We start from the raw sequence: 25,424 nt of genomic DNA, 5'->3' as shown, positions 1-25,424 counted from the left end.
TCGACACAAAACCAACAGCAACCCCAAAAGCCCCAAAACAACCCCAACCCCCGCCGCCCCTAAGCCCCCTTCACAACTTCGGGTGATACCCCCACTCCCCCCAACACGCTATACCCCCCACATCACCCCCAACGACAAGGACCCGTCATGCCCCAACGCCGGTTAATCCTGTGCCTGGACGGCACCTGGAACTCCAACGACAAAAGCACCAAAGTCACCAACGTCGTCAAACTGCTGCGCTCCATAGTACCCGTTGCAACCGACGGCACCAGCCAGATCCTCTACTACGGCCGCGGCGTCGGCACCGCCAAGGGCGACAAGGTCCGCGGTGGCTTCAGCGGCGCCGGGCTCGATAGCAACGTCATCGACGGCTACCGCTTCCTCGGCAACAACTACCAACCCGGCGACGAGATCTACCTCTTCGGCTTCTCCCGCGGCGCCTACACCGCACGCAGCCTGGCGGGCCTGATCAACCTGGCCGGCATCTTCGACGCATCCTGCCTAGGCGCACCGCTAGACCAGCTGCTGGATATCTGGCGCTGTGACAGCTACCCAGACGACGCCGCCCGCGCCGAGGCCATCGCCGCCATCGAGCACCTCAAGCGCTTCGAGCAGGCGCGCATCCGCTGCGTCGGCGTCTGGGATACCGTCGGCTCCCTGGGCATCCCCGGCGATTGGGCCAGGACGCTGTCCTTCGCCTCGCGCTGGTACTTTCATGACGTGCACCTGGGGCCGCATATCGACGTGGCGCTGCACGCCTTGGCCATCGATGAAAAGCGCGCCGCCTTCCCGCCTACCCTATGGGAGAAGCCCAAAGGCCAACCGCTGCCGCCGGGCCAGGTCGTCGAACAGGTCTGGTTCCCCGGCGTGCATTCCAACATCGGCGGCTCCTACCCCGACAGCGACCTCTCGGACATCACCCTCGACTGGATGATCAAACGCCTGCGCGCCCACACCCGACTGGACATCAAGGTGCCGGACCTCATCATGGACTCCCGCCGCCCGATGCCCGAGCGCATTCACGGCAAGGGCGTCGAAAGCCGCACCCTGCTCTACCGCGCCATGCTCAGCCACAGCTACCCCTACCTGCGCACCCTGTGCAACGTGCTCACCCCGCCCACCGGCACACTCGATGGCCTGATCCGCAACCAGGTCAACCCGGCCCACAGCCGGCGCAATGTACCCAAGCCAGGGGAGGAAACCGTGAACGAACGCCTGCACATCTCCGCCCTGCAGCGTTGGCAGCTGGAGCATGTGCAACATGACGCGCCGGTGGACAAGGACATCGCCCCAACGGCATACCGACCGCCCAACCTGGCTGCATTGATCAAGCGGGCGACAGGGCAAGAGGCAGCGACAATCCAAGTGGTGGGCTGGGATGGAGAAGTGATACCGCCAGGCGAGGTACCCTGGCCGCGTACCTGAAACAAAGAGGCCGCTACCTGCACAGCAAGCAGCGGCCCCGGACTGCAGGCAAAGGCTTATCGAGCCGCTTCGCCCATCACCGCATCGATCACAGCGCAGGTCTTGCTGATTTCATCGTCAGTCAAGGTCGGATGCACCAGGAACATCAGGCTAGTCTCCCCCAGCTCCTGGGCCACCGGCAAACGCTCACTCGGGCGCCAAGCGGTATTGTCGAAGGCCTTCTCCAGATACACCTCGGAGCAGGAGCCCTGGAAACAAGGCACACCGCGAGCGACAATCGCTTCAATGACCCGATCCCGCGTCCAACCCTCGGCCAACTGCTCCGGCCGCACCTGCACATAGCACTTGTAATGGGCATGCACATACTCCGCTGGCACCACCGGTACCCGCAGCGCCGCGTGCTGGCGGCTGGTATTCCAGATCTGCTCCGCATTGCGCGTGCGCGCCGCAGTCCAATCCGCCATATGCTTGAGCTGGATACGCCCGATCACCGCTTGCACCTCGGTCATCCGCCAGTTGGTACCAAAGCTCTCATGCAACCAGCGAAATCCCGGCGGGTGCTGCTTCTCGTATACCGCATCCCAGGACTTGCCGTGATCCTTATACGCCCACATGCGTTTCCACAGCTCGCGGTCATTGGTAGTCACCATGCCACCCTCACCGCCCGTGGTCATGATCTTGTCCTGGCAGAACGACCAGGCGCTCACATGGCCGATGGAGCCGACCGAGCGACCCTTGTAGCGCGCACCATGGGCCTGGGCGCAATCTTCGATCACATACAACCCGCGCTCCTCTGCCAGCTGCATGATGGGGTCCATATCACAGGGCCAACCCGCCAGATGCACACAGATCACCGCCTTGGTGCGTTCGGTCAGCACCGCGCGCACGGTCTCGGCCGTAATGTTCTGCGAATCCGCGTCCACATCCGCAAACACCGGCACGGCCCCAGCGGTCACAATGCTGGAGGCGGAAGCCAGGAAGGTACGCGAGGTCACCACCACCTCATCACCCGGCCCGATACCCAGCGCCTTCAACGCCAGATCCAGCGCCACGGTGCCGTTGGTCAGAGCAATGGCATATTCGGAATCAGCCCAGGCAGCAAACTCCTTCTCGAACTCACGGCCTTCCTGGCCCGTCCAGTAGTTGACCTTGTTGGAAAGCAGCACATCACGTGCCGCGTTGGCTTCTTCCTCAGTAAAGGAAGGCCAGGGGGAAAAGGGAGTGTTAAGCATGGAAAGCCTTTATGAAAGAAGAAAACCGGAAATAATCGAACTTTTACTGTCCCCGAGAACCAACGCACTCGTAGGAGGGGCGACCCCGCCGCGATGAGGTTCTGACTAGGCTTAAGCGGGCTTTAAGCTTTAACTAAGGGCTTGGCCGGATTACCAACAACCGTTACGCCAGGAGGCACGTCTTTAGTCACAACAGCACCCATTCCCACCACGGCTCCCTTACCAATCACCAGAGGTTTATCCGGCGTGCCTTGCTTGATAATAGCGCCAGTACCGATATAGGCGTGGTCTTCGATATGGATGTTCCCGTTACAACGCACACCCGGCGCGAAAGTAACGTAATCCCCGATAACGCAATCATGCGCAACGTAACTATAAATATTGGCATGGAACTGCTTGCCAATCTTGATATTAGAGGTCAACTGCGTGAAGTGACATAGAATGGCACCCTCCCCAACCTCCACCTCATCAAGCATGACGACATTATCTGCCGTCACTGACAAAACGTCGATTTCGTCAGACTCAAGCTTTCCAATTAGCTTTTCCCTGACTGCGCTATTAGCTATAGCTAACACCGCAAACTTATTAGTCGCGTTTACCTCTAGAAACTTCGAATAAGAAAGAATGGGGTAACCATTAAGGGAACCTGCATTCTCCCCATCATCAACAAAAATGAATCGCACATCCGAAAACATCGAACTGTACTGCGCTTTCACTAACGGCATGATTTCGCGACCGAAACCGCTAGCACCGTATACAGCAATAATCGTATTACTCATATTTATTCCCGTCACCCTCGAAACGCGTCATTGTGGCTTCGCCTTCGGCGCTGATTCCGTCCCGAATCAACACCTTTTTTACTGTTAGAAAAAGAATCTTTATATCCAACCAGAGAGATCTATTGTCTACATACCACACATCCAGCTTAAACTTCTCATCCCAGCTGAGCGAGTTACGCCCATTGATCTGAGCCCAGCCTGTAACACCGGGGCGAACTTCATGGCGGCGGTATTGTTCGGGGGAATATAGAGGCAAATATTCCATCAGCAGCGGACGCGGGCCAACCAGGCTCATATCGCCTTTGAGTACATTCCACAGTTCCGGCAACTCGTCCAGGCTGGTGGCGCGCAGAAAACTGCCGAACGGCGTCATGCGCTGGTCATCCGGAAGGGGGTTGCCGTGTTTGTCGGTGGCATCCCGCATGGTGCGGAATTTCACCATTGCGAACGGCTTGCCGTTAAGGCCAGGGCGAGTCTGGCGGAAGAATACGGGGGAGCCGAGTTTGCGGTGGATTAACACGGCAACGACAACAATCACAGGAGCCAATACCACCAACCCAATCAAAGAAACAATAAAATCAAAGCCCCGCTTCACTCGCAACCTCCTTGTAAAATTCAAGTAACTTGCGCCGGTAACCTGACTGCTCATATCTCTCAACAATCCTTGCCCGCGCATTGTTGCCCAACTTCGCGCGCTCATCAGGAGAACACGACATGACATGCGCCATGCGCTCAGCTAGGGCACTCGCATCGCGCGGTCGGACCAACCAACCATTAAAGCCGTTCTCGATAACCTCATTACAGCCATTAATATCTGAAGCAATCACAGGCTTCCCCATCGCTCCGGCCTGCAGGACCACATTGGGGAAGCCCTCCCGATAACTTGGCAGAACTAATACATCACACGCCTCAAGAGCGGGCCGGATGTCTTCAAGAAAACCGGTTGTTTGAATCCGTGGGTGGGACTGAATATGACCTAGCGTAACCTCGTCTACCGGTGCAGTAGCGTCCAATTCGCCCACCAGAAGCAGTGTCGACTCTCCCTCCAGGCTGGTAAAAGCAGAAACAAGCTCCTGAAGCCCTTTGTCACGATTCAGCCGCCCAACAAAACAAAATGTAAACGAACCACTCCCCCCATGTTGAAGCGGTAAGCATTTAGTTGGTTGAAAATACTGGGTATCAACTCCTGCAATATTGCCTTTACCAATCACCCTCAAAGGTTTGGAGGTAATACTGTCAGCCCTCAGGTCTGCCGCAACCCCTTCACCCTCCGGGACGACGTTAGTTGCGGCAGCACAAATCAACCGATCAATTGCAACAAGGAGCTTGCGTTTGAAACCATCAGATGTCGGAAACACCAACCCGGTAAAAGTGTGAATACGTACCGGAACGCCAGCCAGAAAAGCCGCCAGCATAGTCACCAACCCGGCCTTCGGTGTGTAAGAGTGCACAACATCCGGCTTAACGCGCCTGAGAACTTTCCACATTCGATAAATGGAAACCAGATCCTTAAAAGGACTGATGCCACGATTCATGGGAACCTCAAGAACCTTGACGCCTTCATGCTCCTTAACCCTCTCGAGCATTGGCCCAGGGGAAGTTACACAAACAACATTTGAATATTGCTCGAGCCAACCTGGCTGCCCTTGAAGAATAGTTGCAAACGTTTCCGGGACGGTAGTTACAATCGTGAGTTTCAAGCTAGACAACACCGCGGATATGGAAGAAATATAATCTGATCATAAGTAATCAGCAAACATCATTCAGTACACAACATTTTGACTGGATGACTCGAAGAACAGGTATAATTCCGAGCATCTATTTTGAAACATAGTCAAAAATATCATCAACCATAATCTCCCTTCTCGAAAAAACGGCTTCCATGTTCTTAGACAATTTATTAACGTAATCTTCCCTCCCATTCTCAATGGCAGAAAATGAGTCAATTAAAGCTTTCAGACTAACAGCATCAATAGGTACAGTCATATTTTCGACACCCAAATCCCCCATAATCCCGTTCGCCTTGTTGCCGCCATACCCAATTGCCAGAGCGGGAACCAGCGAGGTAATTGCAAAAATAACACTATGGAACCTAGTGCCGACTAAAGCATAAAAGTTTGAGTAAATCGCCTTTAGTTCTGTACATAAAAGATTTTCATTTATCCAGAATACATCGCCTCGCTCCTTTTCGTGCTCTAGTTTTGTGAGAATCTCATCAATTGCATTTCTATCATCTTCGTGCGCATTCGGGCCTATAGACTGGTTACAAAAAGCAACCTTATATCCTCTGGCAACCAGATGCTTCACAAATTCTGAAAGTGCACAAACGTACTTCTCATAGAGCTCATCAGGATTGTCCCGACCGGGGAACCGCCAAGGTCTAACCGTGACTCCTATCACCCTGGACTCACAAATACCATGTTCGTCCAAAATATCCCGAACTCTAGAGGAGTTATCCGCTTTCAAGAAAAATCCTAAGTCAGGATAAACTGGCACAGCCCTACCAAGAATTTCGGATAATGCCCTAGAGGAAACGTTTTCTCGAGCATAAATCAAACCGCACTTCCGCAAAACTCTTTTGACCTGCCATGAAACAGTTAAACCCTCGAAGGGTCCAAATGAGTTTGGCAGAATCACCACCTTTTTATTTAACCTAATTGCCAGCCTGATATAAAACAGAAAAAACCATATTATGTAAGGCGCCCTACGCTCGCCGTAGGAGTGAATAAAGCCCCCGCCTTTAACCGCGACCAAATCACAACTACCGATATAGCGCACGGTATCCACTACATCTTTGCTGTAGAACTTCTGGACTAAGTTTGGCTTATTGCAAACGAGCAAAAGAAACGAAAGCGAAACGAAATCCCATATTGCATTAAACGCCATTCTCAGAAAAGAAAAAAACGACTCCTTAACGTGCTCACCTTCGACATGTTTTCCGCGGCGAGGATGCTTAAGAATATTGTGACAGAAAGAAAATCCCGAAATTTTGGATTGTCCACAAAGCGCTTCTCGCTCCTGCTCCGTGTCCCCGTTCTCAAGAATTCGTATCTCATCAAAACAGCCACAGTCGTCTAAAATCCGATAACTCTCCCAGACCAAGCACTGGTCCCCTTTATTTAAGTCCGTTACACCAGGAATAATTATCGCTTTCATGCAGAGCACCTATTGCCTTTAAAAAAGTTCTGCCAAAACACCAGTCGCCTCTCCTCCAAAACAGGAGAGAGATAATCCTTAGATCTTACTATATTTCTAATAACATCGTCATTGAACGACTTCGGATTCTCGAGAAATTCCAGTAACTGCGCTTCTAGCGCCTTGTGATCTCCAGGAGAATGCAACCGGCACTGTGGCAGTAATTCAGGGATCCCACCAACAGAGGAAGCAAGTACCGGGCACCCCCTGCTCATTGCTTCAATTACGCTACGCGGTAAGCCCTCTGTCCTCGATGGATGCACTAACAAATCCAGAGATTCGTACCAAGTCATCATTTCGGCTCCCGGCTTTAGGCGACCAACAACTGTAACATTATCAGTCAGCCCATTGACGGAAATCATAGCGTGGATGCGATTGGCATCTCCGAGTCCAACAATATCAAGTTGGAATTTGTCTTTTGGCAGTTGGGACAATGATTTAAATAAAACATCATGCCCTTTATATGCCACATCCCAGCTTCCAACAATTCCAAATCTATACTTCACCTTTGACCATCTATCGTCAGCTTGAGCCTTATCACCCTTTGTAGAGTCTAATACTACGTTGGAAGCATTGACTGATTTCCCGGCAGTTGGATATCGGGTTTGGAGAAAACCTTCTGTGACGTAGACGACAGCCTGTGCTTGTCTAACCACATTTCTCATTAGAAAATAAGATGGAATCGCAGCCAACTTAGCCTTCAAACTACCATGATACCAAAGCGCATCAAAGGTACAGCCAACGACTTCCAATCCAACGAGAAGCGTTGTGTTCCTCAACAAATATCTACAGTATCGAGACGTTAAAGTCCCAGGGACTCTTGCTACAACACCATCACACCCCTCAATCTTTTTTAAAACGCGCTTTTTAAGAAAAATGCGATCTTTTAACTTGATACAGGTTCCGAAATCATTCAAAGACGAAAAACTCACTCGAGGATCATCAATTTCTGTCATGGAATTGATCGCACCAACATCGTCGACGTCAATCAAGTGAGAAAACACTGTAACTTTATCGGCAACCCCAAAAAATCTCGAAAAAACAGCACTAGACATAGTGCCAGCACTATAGACTTTGCCATTGCATCGATAATATTTATGGTCATGTATATAGGCGAGATTCATAAATTAACTCGCACCCATAAGTCCAAAATCACATTTAATCATAATCACCAAACCCCGTTAAAATATTTAAAATCTCCGTCGTAGGCAAAAACCACACGTTGCAATTTGGCCCTGCTCGTCATTCAAGCTACCTTTATCAATTTGTGAATTTCCATCAAATATTAATTTTTACCAACTGCACGCGCGTCCGCTTTCGTTACTAGAATTAAAAACAATATTGCAACCAAACCATTTTTGACCAAAAAGAAAATTGTATTATCGAAATCACTCATCAACATGATAAAAGATGCGTTGGCAATAAATGGGATAAGTAAACGACGCGCATCTATTTTAGAGAGTGAGCGCGCCCAAGCATCGAGCCAGCCTATCAAGAAGCCCGCACAAAGGAATAATATTAAGGGAATCACAGGACCGAAATTAAACAAACCCTCACCATACAAACCATATATTCGTGAGTTGTGATAGTGCGAGCTTCCTGGCTGCAAATTTGTCTGCCCATAAAACAACTCCGCCCCCGCCGTGCTTTTGTTATCGGGGGTAAATGGAGTACTTACCAATGGCATCATGGACAAGAAACTTGTTATATAGGTCCTACCCCACTTCAACTCATAATCGTTTCTATCAAAGTACTCATGCAGCAGGAGAGCATGTACTCCTGTCCTTGCAAAGTCTCCTTGCGCAACCACCAAGAGTGGATGCGCACCTTCAAATCTATTTGTATCTTCCAGGCTATACTCACCGGAAAACGACTCCACTCCATAAGTTTTATATAGCGAATATGAAACCATAAAAAAAGATAGGAAGCAGAGCCCGAATAAAAAATGAATAAGCTTTAACCGATAAAAATACAAATGGATCACGCCAGCAAACCAGAACAACCCCCATATAGTGTTACTTCTACTCCCTCTAAATCCGCCAAACAACATTTTTAAGACAAAAAAACCTAAAAACAATACGGTTACCAATAAGATGGATCTTCTTCGCTCGATTTCATTTTTGCCGTTGAACAGAATAAGCACAACAAACATAGCGATTATCGGGAAAGCTTCTGCCACCATAAAAACCAGACCCAATCCATCGAAAGATTCTTTGCTATCCGTCCATGTTCGCATATAGCCGACCAAACCGCCCATGGAAGCATATACGTATATTTGCAACAGGGCGGTAACTCCGAGAAATAAGGGGGCGTAAAATAACACTCTTGACCGTACAGGGCTCCTGATGTCATTTACCGCTGATTTTATTTTTGAACCGAGTAAAACCCCCAAAAACAGGAAGACCAATATAACTGTATAAATCCAAGATACGTACCAGATCCACTTTTCGTAATCTATTAGCTTTGGCGGTAATGCGAGGTAGTAATCCGTGTAAACGCTGACTACGGGCGAGAAAACAAAGGCCCAAAGCAGAATGATGCAGGTCAGAGGAACTGGGTGAAAAATCGTACCTCCCCTGTCGACAGACTCTTTAAGTAGCACCAATAACAAAGCCGTACCAATAGCGACTTGCACGAAATACAAAGGGGCTTCCTCTTGCAGCATTAAGCACAGCCCCAACAACGCCACCAAAACGAGGAATATAATTCGAGTATAAGTCAGCCTCATATTAATCGCGCCCCGGACATGTTTTATACTCAAAACGAGCCAGCATTACACCATACAAGGCCACGGTAATCATTGACGCGCCTAAACTTGCTAAAAAGCCTCCGGCCAACCCGAACCACCTAATAAAGATTAAGCTTGCTAGCGCAACCACACCCAACCCTAACAAGTTAATAGTGAACATGGAATTAAACAAGCGCTTACCCACACAAAGGGAGCTTAACGACACTTTCATGACTTGGGAAAAGCCTACCAACCCCACCAATAAATATATTAATAAGCTGTAACTCGCTTCAACACCGTATACGTTCGTTACAAACCAATCACCTGCAAAAATAACACCAAGCACGAAAGCCAACCCGTACAGAACAGACAGACAAATATACTGCTTAAATATTTTACTTACGAAAAGATGTCCAGGTGCAATCATTGCTATCCTAGGCAGTGCTACTTGAGTTAAAGACGTGGCTGGCAACAAAGCGACCGTAACAAAGTATATCAAAACTGCATACATAGCCACTGCTTCACTACTCAAGAAATGATCTATTGCCAACCGGGGGAGCGAAGATTGCGCAGCCACTAAGAAAGCGCTTGCAGCTAACGGCCAGTAAGTCTTGAGAAGCGCCATAGCGTTTATCGATACCACGCCAGATACTTTGTATTCAGCGCCTTTCAAATCGTATAGTACAAACACCGCAAGCATGGCCAACGGAAAAGAATATAGTAAAGTAGTTCCCCTAAAACCTAAAAAATATCCAGCACTTAATAACACAACAAACACTGCAAGCCGAAGCAACTGAGATACTCCATATCTACCGGCGCTCTTTTGGAGGATCCAGTAGCCGTATCGCAAATCGGCAAACCCATCAACTAATTTAATGCAGAGAACCAATAAACCTAAGCCAATGTCTTTTTCGCTATGCAATAAAAAGGCTGCCCCTAATATTGCAAAAATGGCCATTCCTATAAACTTTGCTTTAATATACTGCGCAATTTCAAATTGCCCCCCTACGTCGGATGCTATTCCATTGCGCAACCCAAAGTTAAGAAGTATAGAGACTGGCGTAAATATCGCCAGAAAATATACGTACTGCCCAGCAGAGTCTAGTGAGTCAAGCCTGATTAACAGTGTTAACACTAACCATTGGCTAAGTGCGTACGCTATGCTACCGACCAGATGCAAAATAGAATGGCTTTTTAGCAAGTACCATATTCTCAACAGCTTGTACCTCTAATACAATTTATATGCGCACTTACCGTTTTCATTACGGCCAGGACTTTTTCATCAGAAGTACCGCGAAGAGAAGTCTATGTACCAGGACACCGCTTCATTCATTCCAGCTTCAATATTATATGACGGTTGGTAGCCAAGCAGTCTCTCTGCTTTAGATATATCCGCTTGGGAGTGTCTTACATCACCTGCTCGGAATTCGACATAAACAGGCTTACTGCTATATTCCACACCTTCTTTCGCTAGGCACATTTTGAGCAAACGATGCAATTCATTTAGACTGGTCCTTTCACCTACCGCAACGTTATAAACCTGATTGGATGCAGATGTGTCCACTGTAGTTGCAGCGAGTATATTAGCCTGCACGGTATTTTCTATATAACAAAAATCCCTGCTAGTTTCTCCATCACCATTTATTAACACGTCCTTACCCTTAATCATCGCAGCCACCCATTTAGGTATTACCGCAGCATATGCCCCGTCTGGATCCTGCCTCCGGCCAAAAACATTAAAATAGCGTAAGCCAATAGTATTCAACCCATAGCTTCTAGCAAAAACCTCGGCGTAAAGCTCGTTCACGTATTTGGTTACCGCGTAGGGCGACAACGGCTTGCCGATTACATCTTCAACTTTGGGTAGGGCTGGATGATCCCCGTAAGTGGAACTGCTTGCTGCATAGGTAAAACTCGATACGTTAGCATCACGCGCCGCTACCAGCATATTGAGGAACCCGTCAATATTGGTGGCGTTAGTAGTTATAGGATCATTGATGGAGCGTGGTACCGAACCCAAAGCAGCTTGATGGAGTACGTAGTCAATCCCTGTGCAAGCATTTTGACAATCATCAAAATTGCGAATATCCCCGTCGATAAAGCGAAAACGTGCCCATTGCTCAGCTGTCACGAGGCTTTGCACTTCATCAAGGTTGCGCTGATGGCCCGTTGCAAAGTTATCAAGTCCTACGACCTTTTGATCAAGCTTGAGTAACTTTTCTAGCAGATTAGAACCGATGAAACCGGCGACACCTGTTATGAGCCAGGTTTTAGGATTGAGGGGGAGCTCTTTAATAATTTGTTCGTAACGGGTCATGAGTATAGACTCTTCATATATAAGATTGCTGCGAGACGTAAGCCGAGATAAAACTCGACCTTCCCAGATTAAAGGCGTAAATCGGATTCTTCCGCGGCTAACAAATATTTAAGGTCGTATAGCACGTGCTCTGCCTTACCAAAGTGGCGGATATTTGATGCTCCGAGTTTCTTAAACTGATTGTGTCCTACAGCAATTACGATACCGTCGTAGCTGCCGATTACAGGTTCTCTTACCGGGGTAATGCCATATTCCTGTTCAGCTTCTGCTACGGATACCCAGGGGTCGTAAACCTCAACCTCAATATTGTATTCACTCAATTCTTTGACGATATCTACCACTTTTGTGTTGCGCAGGTCTGGGCAGTTTTCTTTGAAAGTCAGACCCATGATCAGCACCTTAGCGCCATCTACATGGATGCGCTTCTTCATCATGCACTTCACGAGCTGAGACACAACGTAAGCGCCCATGCTGTCGTTCAGGCGGCGACCTGCGAGGATGATTTCTGGATGGTAGCCGATGGACTGGGCTTTATGCGTCAGGTAGTAGGGATCAACTCCGATACAGTGGCCCCCGACCAGGCCAGGACGGAACGGTAGGAAATTCCATTTGGTACCGGCAGCCTGAAGTACAGCTTCGGTATCAATGCCCATTTTGTTAAAGATCACTGCCAGCTCGTTGATTAGGGCGATGTTCAGATCGCGCTGGGTGTTCTCAATTACTTTGGCGGCTTCGGCTACCTTGATGCTGCTGGCCTTGTGGGTGCCAGCGGTGATGATTTCGTTGTATAAGGCGTCGACCAGGTCCGCTATTTCGGGGGTCGAACCGGCGGTTACCTTCTTGATATTGGTAACGCGGTGTTCCTTATCGCCGGGGTTAATACGCTCGGGGCTGTAACCGGCGAAAAAGTCAACGTTGAATTTCAGACCAGATACGCGCTCCAGCACTGGCACGCATTCTTCTTCTGTCGCACCTGGGTAAACGGTGGATTCATAAATGACGATGTCACCTTTTTTTAGCGTCTTGCCGATGGTTTCGGACGCCTTGCACAAGGGCGTTAGGTCAGGGCGTTTGTGTTCATCAATAGGCGTGGGGACGGTGACAATATAGACGTTAGCAGCTTCCAGGTCCGCGGGCGCAGCTGTATAGGAAAGGTGCTTCGCCTCCTTCATCTCCTCGTCATCAACTTCCAGAGTGCTGTCGTGGCCTTCATTTAGTGCATTGATCCGCGACTGATTGATGTCGAAGCCGATTACTGGGCGCTTTTTGCCGAACTCTACAGCGAGGGGCAGGCCGACGTAGCCGAGGCCGATGATGGCGAGTTTGATGTCTTCAAGTTTGAGCATTTTGGGAATGGCCCTGAGCGAATAAGTTGGTTAATTGCGATATCTGGTAGGAAAGGGCGTGCTGTGCACGCCGTCGCGGCGGGGTCGCCCCTCCTACCGTTTGCTGTGAGTCACTCTACGGTGACGGATTTGGCCAGGTTTCTTGGTTTATCTACGTCCGTCCCTTTTACCAGCGCCACGTGATAGCTGAGTAGTTGCAGCGGGATGGTGTAGGTGATTGGGGATACGCTTTCGTATACCCAAGGCATCTTGATATGAGTGATGCCATCGCCGCTGTCCAGATCTGCCCTTTCGCAGGCGAAGTTGATCAACTGGCCGCCGCGGGCGCGCACTTCCTGCAGGTTGGACTTGAGCTTTTCCAGCAGGCTGTCGCTGGGGGCGACGCTGACCACCGGCATGTCTTCATCCACCAGGGCCAGCGGGCCGTGTTTCAACTCACCAGCAGCGTAGGCTTCGGCGTGGATGTAGGAGATTTCCTTCAGCTTGAGCGCCCCTTCCATGGCGATGGGGTAATGGGTGCCGCGGCCTAGGAACAGGGCGTGGTGCTTATTGGCAAAGCTTGGGGCCAGGGCTTCGATCTCGTCGTTCAGCTCGAGTGTCTGGGCTATTAGTGCCGGCAGGCCACGCAACGCACGAACGTTGGCGGCGATTAGCTCGTTGGCGCGGCCGCGTTCCTGAGCCAGGGCGGTGGTTAGCCACAACAGGGCGACCAACTGGGTGGTGAAGGCTTTGGTGGAGGCAACGCCGATTTCCGGGCCGGCCTGGGTCAGCAAGCGCCAATCGGCCTCACGCACCAAGGAGCTGCCAGCCACGTTGCAGATGGCCAGGGTGCTCAGGTAACCCTGGGTTTTGGCGTGGCGCAGGGCGGCCAGGGTGTCGGCGGTTTCGCCGGACTGGGAGATGGTAATAAGTAGTGTGTTGGCAGGCACGGCCACCTGGCGATAACGGAATTCGCTGGCTACCTCCACCTGGCACGGCAGGCCAGCCTGCTCTTCAATCCAGTAACGAGCAACCATACCGGCGTGGTAGCTGGTGCCGCAGGCCACGATATGGATGTTCTCGATATCCTTCAAGCGAGTTTCTGCATCTGGGCCAAGCACGGCGGTCAATACATGGTCGTCACCCAGGGTGCCGCTCAGGGTGTTGGCGATGGCGGTGGGCTGCTCATGGATTTCCTTGAGCATGTAGTGGCGGTATTCGCCCTTGTCCAGGCTGTGCGCGGCGTGTTCGTAGCGCTGCGCTGCGTATTCCATCAGTTCGTTCTGCTTGTTCCAGACTTCCCGGCTCTCCTTGGTCAGGCGGGCGTGGTCGCCTTCGTCCAGGTAGATGAATTGGTCAGTAACCTGCAACAGGGCTAGGGGGTCGGAGGCGATGAAGTGTTCTTCACTGCCCTCGCCTATCACCAGCGGGCTGCCCATGCGGGCGCAGTAGAGGGTGTCGGGCTCGTCCTGGTGAATCATGCCCAGGGCGTAAGCGCCGTGCAGTTCAGCCAGGGTGGAGCGGAAAGCGCAGAGCAGGTCTTGCTTCTGGTTGTAGTTGTGCGCCAGCAGGTGGGCGACGACTTCGGTGTCGGTGTCGGAGGTGAAGACGTAGCCGAGGTCGGTCAGTTTTTTGCGCAGGATGCTGTGGTTTTCGATGATGCCGTTATGCACGATGGCCAGGCGCTCGGAGATGTGCGGGTGGGCATTGCGCTCGGCGGGCTTGCCGTGGGTGGCCCAGCGGGTGTGGGCGATGCCCAGGTGGCCGATGGCGGGGGCAAGTTCGAGGGCTTTTTCCAGTTCGGCGACCTTGCCAGCGGCGCGGACGCGCTTGATGCCATTGCCGGTGGCGAGGACGGCGACGCCGGCGGAGTCGTAGCCGCGGTATTCGAGGCGGCGTAGGCCTTCAATAAGGATGGGGGTGATGTTGCGTTTGGCTACTGCGCCGACGATTCCGCACATGGTTTTGAGTGGTCCTATTGTAGATTGTTCGTTGGGAGGTGGCTGCTTTTGCAGCTGGGTCCCTTTGGCGCGTGCTTTTGGCACGCTACCGCCCCAAGGTTTGATGTCTGTTCCTTGAGGACATACTTCTAAATTTTTGACGCCGGCGCATTGGCGCGGCGGGCCATATGACCCCTTTTATTTCAAAATGTTCAGGGTGACGATTTGAGCTGTTGCAGGGGGATACGGATCTGTTGTTGGCGGTGCAGCACGGTGAGCAGGATGATGGCGCGCTCGTTGCCGTCGGCTTTGCAGAAGATGGCGTCCAGGTCTTTGAAGGGGCCGTCGGTGATGGTCACTTTGCCGCCCTCTTCAAAGAGCGGTGTGTCACCAAGGCTTGCCAGACGCTGCTGGAGGTTATCAATGATATCGTCCGCCACTGCCAGGGGTTGGTTGGCGAAGGTCACCAGGCGTAGCACGCCGCGCGTCGAGCGGATGCTGTGCCAGTTGTCGGTGAGCTTGCACAGGTTGATGAAAAGATACCCGGGAAATAGTGGCTGTTGTGTGACAACCCGCTTACCGTGCTGGATTTTTTCTACTGTGTGGAAGGGGCAATAACAGGGGAAGTGCTGGTTGCGCAGGTTTTCCGCCGCGCGGGCTTCCTGCCGCGGTTTGCATTGGATCAGATACCATTGCGCTGTTGTGGTGTCGTTTGCCACTTTACTATCCCTTAGTAAACGCTTGCACGGCCCGTGGAAAAGGCATGTCTATGCCGCCATCCGTAAAGCAAGGGCGGGATATTACTCAGCCTTGGCCAATTATGACAAGTCTTGACTCGCTTCGGAGCGGCACTTTGTATATATAAGCTTATAAACCCAATGGCGCTACCACCTTTGCCCCACCAATACAACTCAACATTGGATTAGTTAGGTATGACAACTTCAAACAACTGTTTGGACTGCTGCGCTTTTGCCTTCAGTTTGTTTGCAAGAATCTGTTTAGCCTCGATATCACCATGCACCAGCCGCACCTCTGAGGGCCAATGGCGCATGCGGGTGACAAAGTTCACCAGCCCTTTCTGGTCGGCATGGGCGGAATAACCTCCCAGCGTAGTGACGCCGGCGCGGATGAGTAGCCGCTCTCCCTCCAAATCCACATAACCGCCCTGCGGGCCGTACTGCTGGATGGCGCGGCCGGGCGTGCCCCCCGCCTGGTATCCGGTAAAAATGATGTTGTGCCTGGGCTCTTCCAGCATGGCTTTCAGGTAATTGACAATGCGGCCCGCGCTGCACATGCCGTTACCGGTTATGACAATGGCAGGCTGGCGGGTCTGGGCCAGGCGGTTGACCATGGCCTGATGCTGGGCATGGGTGTTGACCGTTAACAACTGTTCAAAACCCAGCGGTTTGTGCCCCTTGGCGACACGGGCCAGGGCTTCCTTGGCCCAGTAGGGTTTGAGCTCCCGGTAGAGCTGAGTGAAACGGGTGGCCAAGGGCGCGTCGAGAATCACGGGCATCTGGCTCCAGTCGCCCTTCTGGCTGGAGATGATGCTTTCCAGCTCATATAACAGCTCCTGGGTGCGGCCAATGCTGAAGGCAGGTATCAGTACGGTGCCGCCGTCGACCAAGGCTTGCTCCAATGCCGCCTGGAAGCGTTGCCGACGGGTACGGCGATCCTCATGCAGGCGATCGCCATAGGTACTTTCCAGCACCACCACATCTGCCCGGTACGGAGTATCCGGCGGCGGCAGTAGCGGGGCATGGGGCGCGCCCAGGTCGCCCGAGAAGATAATCCGCCGGCTACGGCCCTCCTCGGGGTAACGCACATCAAACTCCACCCAGGCAGAACCGAGGATATGGCCGGCCCGCTGGAAGCGCACCTTGCAATGCAAGTCTGGCTGCTCGATCACTGTGGTCCATTCCCGGTAGGGCTTGCCGTTGAGCATGGGCTCCACCAACTGGGTAAAGCGCTCAGCCAATTTAGCATCCCGCTGGATGCCAACCATAAACGCGTCCTCCAGCACGGTGGGTAGTAGCCTGGCTGAGGGCTCGGTGCAGTAGATCGGGCCTTTGAAGCCGGCGGCCAGCAGCCACGGCAACCGGCCCACATGGTCGATATGCACGTGAGTAAGGATCAGGGCGCGTACTGTATCCAGGGCGAACTCGATGCTCAAATCATTGGCCTTGGCACCGCGGCTGGATGCTTCAGCTCCCTGGAACAGTCCGCAATCGACCAGCACGCTGGAGGTGGGGCTCAGATGGAGCTGGTGACAGGAGCCGGTCACGCCGCTGGTGGCGCCGTGGTGTTCGATATAGGGGTAATTGGGCATGGGGAGATGAACCTTTTGCTGCACGGCAGCTCAAAGCGGCTTGGTGTTTACATCAATTTACTGGGTAAGCGTAGCGCAAGGGCGCTACACTCCGGGATGGCTGTTGCGCAGACTGTGGGCGAGTCGACACTTTGAAATAATGAGCTGCGTCATCAAACTGGCATATGCGCCGATCATTATTCAGCACTTCTTGACCGCCCTTGAGGTTCTATCTACAGTTGCGACCTGGATCGCCCGCATATACGGATGTCACGGTACTGCATGTTCAAATCTATCTTGGTTGTTTGTGTGGGCAATATTTGCCGCAGCCCCACGGGCGAAGCGCTGCTGAAGCAGAAGCTCGCGGGCAAAGACATAACCATCAGTTCCGCCGGGCTCGGCGCCCTCGTTGGCAAGCCGGTTGATCCGACCGCTGCCGAGTTTCTGAATCTGGCCGGCTGCCCTCTCCCCGATCATCAGGCGCGCCAATTGACACCCAAGATGCTGCGCGAGGCGGACCTGATCCTGGCGATGGAGCAGCGCCACCTGCAATCTATCCATTCCCTAGCGCCTGAAGCACGGGGCAAAACTTTCCTGTTCGCCAAGTGGTCAGATGGGCGAGATGTACCCGACCCTTACCGACAACAGCGTCCCGCCTTTGAGCATGTGTTCAAGATTCTTGATAACGCCGCCACCGCCTGGTTGCCTTATCTCAAGTGATGTTTTTTCAGTTATAGAGAGCCCCTGATGCAGAATACGCCTGCCGTTGCGCCACAAAAAACCAGTGATGAGATCGACCTATTGGCGCTGTTGGGCGCATTGCTGGATAACAAGGGCACTATCATTGCCTGCACCCTCGTCTTCGCCCTGTTCGGCATTGCCTATGCGCTGCTGAGCACACCGGTGTATCAGGCCAACGGCATGATACAGATTGAGGAGAAATCCTCTGGCGTGGGCAGTTTGCTGGGTGACAGCGAACTTTTTGCTACCGCTTCGCCAGCTGTCACTGAAATAGAGCTACTGAAGTCTCGCCAGGTGATCGGCCAAGCGGTGGATAACCTGAAGCTGACTATTGTTGCCCAGCCTAACCTGTTCCCGGTTATTGGTGCCTTCGTGAGCCGCCGCTTCCAGCCTGAGCCGGAGCAACCGGTAGCCGCCCCTTTCCTTGGTTTTGACCGCTTTGCCTGGGGTGGCGAGAAACTCGATATTTTCCAGCTGGAGGTTCCGGACGCCTATCTGGGCAAGCCGTTGGTACTGGTATCGGGAGAAAACGGTGCCTATCGCCTCCTCAATGAAGATGGCCAGGAGCTGGTGAACGGCACGGTGGGCGAGGCCGTAGACAGTGACGGCTTCAAGGTCCAGATTGCTGAACTGGTGGCGCGCCCCGGCACCGAATTCAATGTGGTCAAACGCGGTCGATTGAGCACCATTCTCGGTTTGCAGAGAAGCATCAGCGCCAGCGAGAAGGGCAAAGACTCCGGCATCATGTCCATTTCCATGCAGCATACTAAACCCGCTTATGCCATGGCTGTGTTGGATGAGGTCAGCCGCTTGTATGTTCGTCAGAACGTTGAGCGCAAATCTGCTGAAGCCCAGCAGAGCCTTGAATTTCTAACCGATCAGCTTCCCAAGGTGCGCAAGGACTTGGAGCAGGCCGAAAATGCACTTAACGCCTACCAGGCCACATCAGGCTCGGTAGATATTACGATAGAAACGCAATCCATCCTGGAACAGGTTGTAGAGTTGGAAGCAGCCATATCTGAACTTACGCTGAAACGTGAAGAGCTGCAGCGGCGCTTTACCCGTGACCACCCGAGCTACCAGGCGTTAATCAGCCAGATGGGCCAGCTGGAAGGTCGTCGTGATCGCTTGCTGGAAGAAGTTGGCGGGCTGCCAGAGACACAGCAGGAACTGCTGCGCCTCGCCCGCGACGTGCAGGTCAGCACGGAAATCTATACTCAGATGCTGAACAAGTCCCAGGAGCTGGACGTGATGCGTGCCGGCACTGTGGGTAATGTGCGCATCATCGATGAAGCAGCGGTGGATACCAGCCAACCGGTCAAACCGAAGAAGCCGCTGATCGTCGTGCTGGCCACATTGCTTGGCGGCATGTTGGGTGTGGCCATTGCCCTGCTGCGCCATGCGCTGAACCGCGGCATTGAGAACCCCGAACTGATCGAGCAGATTGGCCTGCCGGTATACGCCTCCGTTCCCTTCAGTAAGGACCAGGAAGTATTGGAGCGCACCTTCAAAGGCAAGCCTGGGCACGCCCAGAGCTCCAATCTGCTGGCCGCCACCAACCCGGCAGATTTGTCCATTGAAGCGCTGCGCAGCCTGCGCACCAGCCTGCACTTTGCAATGATGGAAGCGAAGAACAATATCATCATGATTTCCGGCCCCAGCCCGGGGGTCGGTAAATCCTTTGTGTCGGCCAACCTGGCGGCCATCATTGCCCAAACCGGTCAAAGGGTAGCTCTGATCGATGCTGATATGCGCAAGGGCTATCTGCACAAGCTCGTTAACATCAACCCCGAGCCGGGCCTGTCTGGCCTACTGGTGCATACCCATACCCTGGCCGACGTGGTACACAAGACCGAGGTGGAAAACCTGCACTTCATCAGCCGTGGCACCATTCCACCCAACCCCTCTGAACTGCTGATGCACTCCAACTTCCAGACCGTGCTGGATCAGCTCAGCAAGATGTATGACCTTGTGATTGTTGATACACCGCCTATCCTTGCTGTGACTGATGCAGCCCTGGTCGGTCGCCTGGCGGGCACCAGCCTGATCGTCACGCGCTTTGGCCTGAACCCGGTGAAGGAAGTGGAATTGACGCTCCAACGGTTCCGCAATAACGGTATCGAAATCAAGGGCGCCATCTTCAACGCGGTCGAGAAAAAGTCGGCGGCCTATGGTTATGGCGACTACGGTTATTATCAGTACGAATACAAATCGGACGCTAAATAACCGATTTGCAATAGTGAACCATTATGGTTTAGTGGGTTCCCATGGTTGACCAAGTCGGTATAATCCGACAACAAGGTATTTTTAAAGGAGTCGAGATATGAAAAAACAAGCAATCGCATTGGTGGCCAGTGGTCTTCTGCTCGCCTCCGGCATGACTTTCGCCCAGGAAGAAGCGGCAGCTGACGCTGGCGCAACTACCGGTGCAAGCTCCGGTACCGCTGCTGGTACTGGCGCAGGTGCTGGTGCCGGCGCAGGCGCCGCAGGCGGTCTGGGTGCCTATGGTGGTGTAGCCCTGGGTGTGGCTGCAGTTGGCGCAGCGGCAGCAGCAGCTTCCGACAGCGGCGACAGCGGTACCTCTACATCGACAACCACCGCTACCCAGACCAACTGATCCTTTGTAGCGGCTGGCAAGAGCCACCTGAAACCTCGTTTTAGGTGGCTTTTTTTTACTTGGAACCCCACGGAAGAAAACCAATCATGATCCGATTCCCGCTTGTCGCTCTGGGCGCCTCCACCCTCCTCCTGCAGGCCTGTATGTTTGCCCCCGGTATGCACATGGATACCGACCGCCTCGTCAGCCAGGACTCCGCTGAAAACAGCATGGTGGAAATGGTCCAGATCACGCCCAAGCTGCTCGCTCAGGATCAGGCTGTCGATGACAGGCTGGCAGTTCCCCAGGCATTGCTTGAATACACTCCAGAAAATTACCGCATCGGCGCCAACGACGCGCTCTTCATCACCGTTTGGGACCACCCCGAACTGACCATCCCCGGCGGCCAGCAGCAACCATCCAGCGCCAACGCGCGGGTAGTGCGGGACGACGGTACCCTGTTCTATCCCTTTATCGGCAACGTACACGTAGCCGGCAAGACGCTGGAAGAGCTGCGTGACATTATCGCCACACGCCTGTCTCGCTATATCGAACAACCCCAGGTCGACGTTAACGTCATTGAATACAACAGCCAGAAGATCTACTTCAGTGGTGCCTTCGAGAACGCCGGCATCATGCCCGTCAATGCCCAGCGCCTGACGCTGCTGCAAGCTGTTGGCCAGGCCGGTATCAACCAGGAAACGGCGGACCTGTCCAACCTGCAGATTATCCGTGACGGCGTTACTTACCGCCTGGACTATGACCGCCTGACCAGCGCACCCAGCCGCATTGGTGATATCTACCTGCGCCCCGGTGACAAGGTGCATATGGGCCTGAACGACGGTCGCAAGATCCTGGTCATGGGTGAAGTTACTCGTCCTGGCGCTTTGCCGTACCGCACCAGCAAGATGACCCTCAGCGAAGTGCTGGGTACCTTTGGCGGTCCATCGCCTCTCAGTGCCAGCGGCAAAGAGGTGTACGTGATCCGCGGTGTCGAGAATATCGAAACCGAGAAGGCCACTGTGTTCCAGCTGAACGCGCAATCGCCGTCGGCCTTTATTCTGGCGAACCAGTTTGAGATGCAGCCGCAGGATGTGGTGTTTGTTGGCGCTGCCGGCATCACCCGCTGGAACCGCTTTATCAGCCAGTTGCTGCCCACCGCCACCATTCTTTATACCGGTGCTCGTACAGAAGACGAAGTAAGAAGCAACAACTGAGGAATTCTCGGTGAAGACCATTTTACGTACGGTCGTACTGGGCATGGCCATGGCTGGCTTGACCGGATGCAACTCGCTCTCGGGCGATGCACTGGACACCATGAAGCTGGCCATCTCCGGGCCTGAATCGCCGGTGACCATCGACAAGGTGAATGCTGTTAACGGCCCCGCCTTGTCTGTCCGCCTCGGCGTTGCCGAGGCGCTATTGGTCACCAACGGCAGCGCTAGCGGCACGGTGGAATGGTACGGCATTACCGAGATGCTGCTGACGCAGCACGGTCGTGTCGTCCAGACCGCCGGTTTGCCGGCTGACTTCAACGCTCCCCTGACTACCAATGACCCCTTTCAACTGGGCTTGCTGAACGTGGCTGAGGGCACTGAAGTAACGCGCCAGGTAGATTACCCGGCCCGTTATCTGACTGGCCTGCGGCAGCATGCGCGGTATAAGCGTGGCCCGATGGAGGCGGTGGAATACATGGGCCAGCGCCACGAATTGCAACGGATTGACGAGCATATTCGCATGCCGGAGCTGGACTTCAAGGCCACCAACCATTACTGGGTTGACCCCGCCACTGGGCTGGTGCGCCGCAGCACCCAGCATATCGCGCCAGACCTGCCGCCGCTGCAGCTCACCTTGCTGAAAACCGCAGGAGGTCAGCCATGATCGCCCTGCGTATGTTGCGTCGCGCTGCCGTGGCGGCCTTGGCTGCCGGCGCGCTGGTGTCGACCGTCTCCGCCGATACCATTTATGTGGATGGCGCCGTGCTCAAGCCCGGGGAATACCAGTGGCAGCCCGGCGCGCGCCTGCATGATGCCGTAGTGGCCGGGCAAGTGAGTGCGCAAGCCTGGCCGCTCGGCGCTGCCCTGCTGCGCCAGAGCGCCATCGAGCCGCAACAGCGCTTGAAGGCTGGTGTGCTGTATGAGCTGCGGGCCAACAAGCTCCATGCCCGCGCGGAAAATAACCCCGAGCTGCAGCAGTTGCTGGAGCGCATGGAGAGCTTTGTCGAGCGTTTGCCCGTTACCGGCCGGGTGGTTGCCCAGCTGGACCCGTTCCAGTTGCTGATCGCCAGTAATAACGATCTGCTGGAGGCCGGCGATGAGCTGGTCTACCCACGCCGTCCGAGCACCATCCGGGTACTGGGTGCGGTGGCGAGCGATTGTCAGCTGGCCTTTGATGCCGCCTTGCGGCTCAAGGATTATCTGCGCCAGTGCCCCGCCCACCCAGCTGCCGATCGCAACGCTGTGCACGTGATCCAGCCCGACGGAACCCGGGAACGCATCGGCATTGCCCATTGGAATGAGCAGCAGGCCACACTCGCCGTTGGCGCGGTCATCTACGTGCCCGTGAACCCTGCCGCCCTGTCACCGGAAGCCAGGGAATTGAACGAAGACATGGCCGCCTTGCTCGCCACCCAGTACAGTCTGGGAGGCCGCTACAGTGAGTAAATCCTTCAAGAAGCAGGCATTGGTCTTTGTACCCGCGCTGCTGGCCTTGGCTATTGCGCCGTACAGCGCCTGGGCGGACCGTTATCGTACCACCCAGAACGACTTTGGCGGCGTCGGCCTGCTGCAGACGCCCACGGCGCGTTTTGCCGAGGACGGCGGCTTCAGCTTCAACGCCAATCGGGTGTCACCCTACAGCCGTTACAGCATTTCGGTTACCCCGTTGCCCTGGTTGGAAAGCACCCTGCGCTATACGGCGATGACCAACCTGACGTATGGCGGTGAAGATAGCGACTTCGGCGGAGGCCAGAGCAACAAGGATAAGGCGATTGATGCGAAGGTTCGGCTATGGGAAGAATCTTATTGGGCACCGCAGATTGCGCTTGGCTTTCGCGACATTGCCGGTACCGGGCTTTTCTCGAGTGAATATCTCGTTTTCAACAAAAGGTTTTTTGATCTAGACCTGAGTTTCGGGCTGGCTTGGGGTTATATCGGCAATCGAGGCGACATCAGCAACCCGCTGGGCATTGTGCGTGAAGATAACCGTCCCGGCTCATCTGGCCTAGGCGGCGATTTCAATACTGATAACTATTTCAGCGGCCCTGTGGGCTTTTTTGGTGGGGTTGAGTACCAAACCCCTTGGGACCGTCTGCGGCTGAAGTTGGAGTTTGATGGCAATGACTACGAGTCTGAGCCCGGATACGCCGGCCCCAATCTCGATTTCGGAGCAGAGTCTCCGGTAAACATAGGCGCCATTTTCAGGCTGAGCAAAGGCATCGATATCAGCGCAGGCTGGGAGCGCGGCGATACCGCGATGATCGGCATTTCCTTCAGCACCAACCTGAAAACCGCCCGTGGCCCGGAAAAGTATCTTGATCCGGCACCCGAACCCCGCCGCTCACTGCCTGCGGGTGTGGCTGGCGGGCAGGTGGATTGGGCGGATGTCAGCGCGCGCCTGAAAGACAATGCCGGCTTTGAGGTGGAAGAAATCGCCATCAAGGACCGGGAAGTTATCGTCACCGGCGAGCAGCGCACCTATCGCAACGAAGCCGAGGGCGTCACCCGCGCCTCCCGCGTGCTGGATAACAGCCTGGGTGAAGGCGCCTACGACTGGTATACCCTGGTCAACAAGCCCCGCGGCATGGCCGTCAGCGAGACCAGCATCAATCCCCAGCGGCTGCGTGAGTACGAGCAGAACGCGGCGGATACCCAGGACCTGCGCCGCGGTATCGTCAATGCCACGCCCAGCGTAGTGGCCAAGGATGTGGTGCATACCTCCGAGCTGGACAAGTTCGATTGGGGCCTGTCACTGGGCTACAAGCAGAACATGGGCGGCCCGGACGGGTTCATCCTCTATCAGTTCCTGGCGCGCGCAAATGCCGAGTACCGCTTCGATCGCAACAACTGGGTACGGGGTCAGCTGGGCGTCAATCTGATCAACAACTTCGACAAGTTTGAGCTGGAAGGCGTCAGTGAACTGCCACAGGTGCGCACCAACATCCGTGAATACCTGACCACGTCGGATGTGGTACTGGAGAACCTGCAGTACACCCACACCCGCCGCCTGGATCGTGATGTGTATGCCATGGGCTATATCGGCCTGCTGGAGAGCATGTTCGGCGGTATCGGTGGTGAGGTGCTGTACCGGCCCTTCGATGCCGGCTGGGCGATCGGTGTGGATGCCAACTGGGTGAAACAGCGCGGATTCCGTCAGGACTTCGATTTCCGCGATTATTCCACCTGGACCGGGCACGTGACGGGCTACTCGCAGACGCGCTTCTGGGACATCCTCGCCAAGGGTAGCGCTGGCCGTTACCTGGCCGGTGACTACGGCGCCACCCTGGATCTGTCCCGCCGGTTTGCCAACGGCGTGACCGTGGGTGCCTGGGCAACGCGCACCAACGTGTCGGCGGAGGAGTTTGGTGAAGGTAGCTTCGACAAGGGGATCTATTTCACCTTCCCGTTCGACGCCTTCTTCTCCCGCTCCACCACCTCCAGCGGCACCATCGCCTGGAACCCCCTCACCCGGGACGGCGGCGCACGGCTGGGCAGGCACTACGGTCTGTACAACATGACCAACGCCCGCAACATCGACCACTTCAACGATGGCTTCGGGTTGATGACGGAGTGAGACAACGGGCTTCGGTCATCACCCGGCCAACAAGACAGGCGCTACGC

Annotated in this window: 21 protein-coding genes; 8 read left to right on the top strand and 13 right to left on the bottom strand. The window is 54.0% G+C overall.

The window, feature by feature from the left end; all coding sequences use genetic code 11:
- The first annotated feature begins 147 nt into the window (after window positions 1–147).
- Window positions 148–1,425 (top strand): DUF2235 domain-containing protein, encoded by a 1,278-nt coding sequence (locus VG99_RS13340; RefSeq protein WP_044500704.1) that lies wholly within the window; start codon window positions 148–150, stop codon window positions 1,423–1,425.
- A gap of 56 nt (window positions 1,426–1,481) precedes the next feature.
- On the opposite strand, the gene VG99_RS13335 is transcribed toward VG99_RS13340, so the two are convergent.
- From VG99_RS13335 to VG99_RS13280, 13 genes are all read right to left on the bottom strand, one after another.
- Entirely contained in the window at window positions 1,482–2,657 is a 1,176-nt protein-coding gene (locus VG99_RS13335; protein ID WP_044500702.1) for a DegT/DnrJ/EryC1/StrS family aminotransferase, read from the bottom strand.
- Between the two features lie 122 nt (window positions 2,658–2,779).
- Window positions 2,780–3,436 (bottom strand): NeuD/PglB/VioB family sugar acetyltransferase, encoded by a 657-nt coding sequence (locus VG99_RS13330; protein ID WP_044500700.1) that lies wholly within the window; start codon window positions 3,434–3,436, stop codon window positions 2,780–2,782.
- Window positions 3,429–4,085: a sugar transferase gene (locus tag VG99_RS13325; RefSeq protein WP_044500698.1), complete on the bottom strand. Its 657-nt coding sequence runs from the start codon at window positions 4,083–4,085 to the stop codon at window positions 3,429–3,431. The genes VG99_RS13330 and VG99_RS13325 overlap by 8 nt, the downstream gene beginning before the upstream one ends.
- On the bottom strand, window positions 4,015–5,136 hold the full coding sequence (locus tag VG99_RS13320) for a glycosyltransferase family 4 protein (protein WP_044500696.1): 1,122 nt from the start codon (window positions 5,134–5,136) through the stop codon (window positions 4,015–4,017). The genes VG99_RS13325 and VG99_RS13320 overlap by 71 nt, the downstream gene beginning before the upstream one ends.
- 118 nt (window positions 5,137–5,254) lie before the next feature.
- Complete coding sequence (locus tag VG99_RS13315; RefSeq protein WP_076939760.1) at window positions 5,255–6,592, bottom strand: polysaccharide pyruvyl transferase family protein; 1,338 nt, start codon at window positions 6,590–6,592, stop codon at window positions 5,255–5,257.
- Window positions 6,589–7,755, bottom strand: coding sequence for a glycosyltransferase (locus VG99_RS15965; protein WP_082050053.1), 1,167 nt, complete (start codon window positions 7,753–7,755; stop codon window positions 6,589–6,591). Before VG99_RS15965 ends, VG99_RS13315 begins: the two co-directional genes overlap by 4 nt.
- Before the next feature lie 161 nt (window positions 7,756–7,916).
- Complete coding sequence (locus VG99_RS13310; RefSeq protein ID WP_052508808.1) at window positions 7,917–9,359, bottom strand: hypothetical protein; 1,443 nt, start codon at window positions 9,357–9,359, stop codon at window positions 7,917–7,919.
- Between the two features lies 1 nt (window position 9,360).
- Entirely contained in the window at window positions 9,361–10,575 is a 1,215-nt protein-coding gene (locus VG99_RS13305; RefSeq protein ID WP_044500692.1) for a lipopolysaccharide biosynthesis protein, read from the bottom strand.
- Window positions 10,576–10,641: 66 nt separating this feature from the next.
- Window positions 10,642–11,676, bottom strand: a complete 1,035-nt coding sequence (locus VG99_RS15805) for an NAD-dependent epimerase/dehydratase family protein (protein ID WP_076939758.1) — start codon at window positions 11,674–11,676, stop codon at window positions 10,642–10,644.
- Window positions 11,677–11,744: 68 nt separating this feature from the next.
- Complete coding sequence (gene tviB / locus VG99_RS13295; RefSeq protein WP_044500687.1) at window positions 11,745–13,022, bottom strand: Vi polysaccharide biosynthesis UDP-N-acetylglucosamine C-6 dehydrogenase TviB; 1,278 nt, start codon at window positions 13,020–13,022, stop codon at window positions 11,745–11,747.
- A 110-nt stretch (window positions 13,023–13,132) separates the two neighbouring features.
- On the bottom strand, window positions 13,133–14,962 hold the full coding sequence (glmS, locus tag VG99_RS13290) for a glutamine--fructose-6-phosphate transaminase (isomerizing) (RefSeq protein ID WP_044500685.1): 1,830 nt from the start codon (window positions 14,960–14,962) through the stop codon (window positions 13,133–13,135).
- Between the two features lie 191 nt (window positions 14,963–15,153).
- Complete coding sequence (gene rfaH / locus VG99_RS13285; RefSeq protein ID WP_044500683.1) at window positions 15,154–15,660, bottom strand: transcription/translation regulatory transformer protein RfaH; 507 nt, start codon at window positions 15,658–15,660, stop codon at window positions 15,154–15,156.
- 203 nt (window positions 15,661–15,863) lie between these two features.
- Complete coding sequence (locus VG99_RS13280) at window positions 15,864–17,270, bottom strand: MBL fold metallo-hydrolase (RefSeq protein ID WP_044500680.1); 1,407 nt, start codon at window positions 17,268–17,270, stop codon at window positions 15,864–15,866.
- Window positions 17,271–17,531: 261 nt separating this feature from the next.
- Here VG99_RS13280 and VG99_RS13275 point away from each other — a divergent pair, with 261 nt between their 5' ends.
- The 7 genes from VG99_RS13275 to VG99_RS13250 all read left to right on the top strand — a co-directional run bounded on the left by VG99_RS13275 (window position 17,532) and on the right by VG99_RS13250 (window position 25,377).
- Window positions 17,532–17,969, top strand: coding sequence for a low molecular weight protein-tyrosine-phosphatase (locus VG99_RS13275; protein ID WP_044500677.1), 438 nt, complete (start codon window positions 17,532–17,534; stop codon window positions 17,967–17,969).
- A 27-nt stretch (window positions 17,970–17,996) separates the two neighbouring features.
- The gene (locus VG99_RS13270; RefSeq protein WP_044500675.1) at window positions 17,997–20,216 is read left to right on the top strand and encodes a polysaccharide biosynthesis tyrosine autokinase; all 2,220 of its coding nucleotides are present in this window, start codon (window positions 17,997–17,999) and stop codon (window positions 20,214–20,216) included.
- Between the two features lie 97 nt (window positions 20,217–20,313).
- Complete coding sequence (locus VG99_RS15800) at window positions 20,314–20,607, top strand: hypothetical protein (protein WP_076939757.1); 294 nt, start codon at window positions 20,314–20,316, stop codon at window positions 20,605–20,607.
- Window positions 20,608–20,765: 158 nt separating this feature from the next.
- On the top strand, window positions 20,766–21,803 hold the full coding sequence (locus tag VG99_RS13265) for a polysaccharide biosynthesis/export family protein (protein ID WP_420848301.1): 1,038 nt from the start codon (window positions 20,766–20,768) through the stop codon (window positions 21,801–21,803).
- A 10-nt stretch (window positions 21,804–21,813) separates the two neighbouring features.
- Window positions 21,814–22,467 (top strand): YjbF family lipoprotein, encoded by a 654-nt coding sequence (locus VG99_RS13260; RefSeq protein ID WP_044500670.1) that lies wholly within the window; start codon window positions 21,814–21,816, stop codon window positions 22,465–22,467.
- The gene (locus VG99_RS13255) at window positions 22,464–23,249 is read left to right on the top strand and encodes a capsule biosynthesis GfcC family protein (RefSeq protein ID WP_052508807.1); all 786 of its coding nucleotides are present in this window, start codon (window positions 22,464–22,466) and stop codon (window positions 23,247–23,249) included. The genes VG99_RS13260 and VG99_RS13255 overlap by 4 nt, the downstream gene beginning before the upstream one ends.
- Window positions 23,250–23,286: 37 nt before the next feature.
- Window positions 23,287–25,377: a YjbH domain-containing protein gene (locus VG99_RS13250; RefSeq protein ID WP_044501653.1), complete on the top strand. Its 2,091-nt coding sequence runs from the start codon at window positions 23,287–23,289 to the stop codon at window positions 25,375–25,377.
- Window positions 25,378–25,424 lie beyond the last annotated feature (47 nt).

Source organism: Pseudomonas saudimassiliensis (assembly GCF_000939975.1).
Taxonomy (GTDB): Bacteria; Pseudomonadota; Gammaproteobacteria; order Pseudomonadales; family Pseudomonadaceae; genus Halopseudomonas; species Halopseudomonas saudimassiliensis.
Note: the sequence above shows the minus strand (reverse complement) of the source record. Positions and strands in the feature narration are given on the sequence as shown.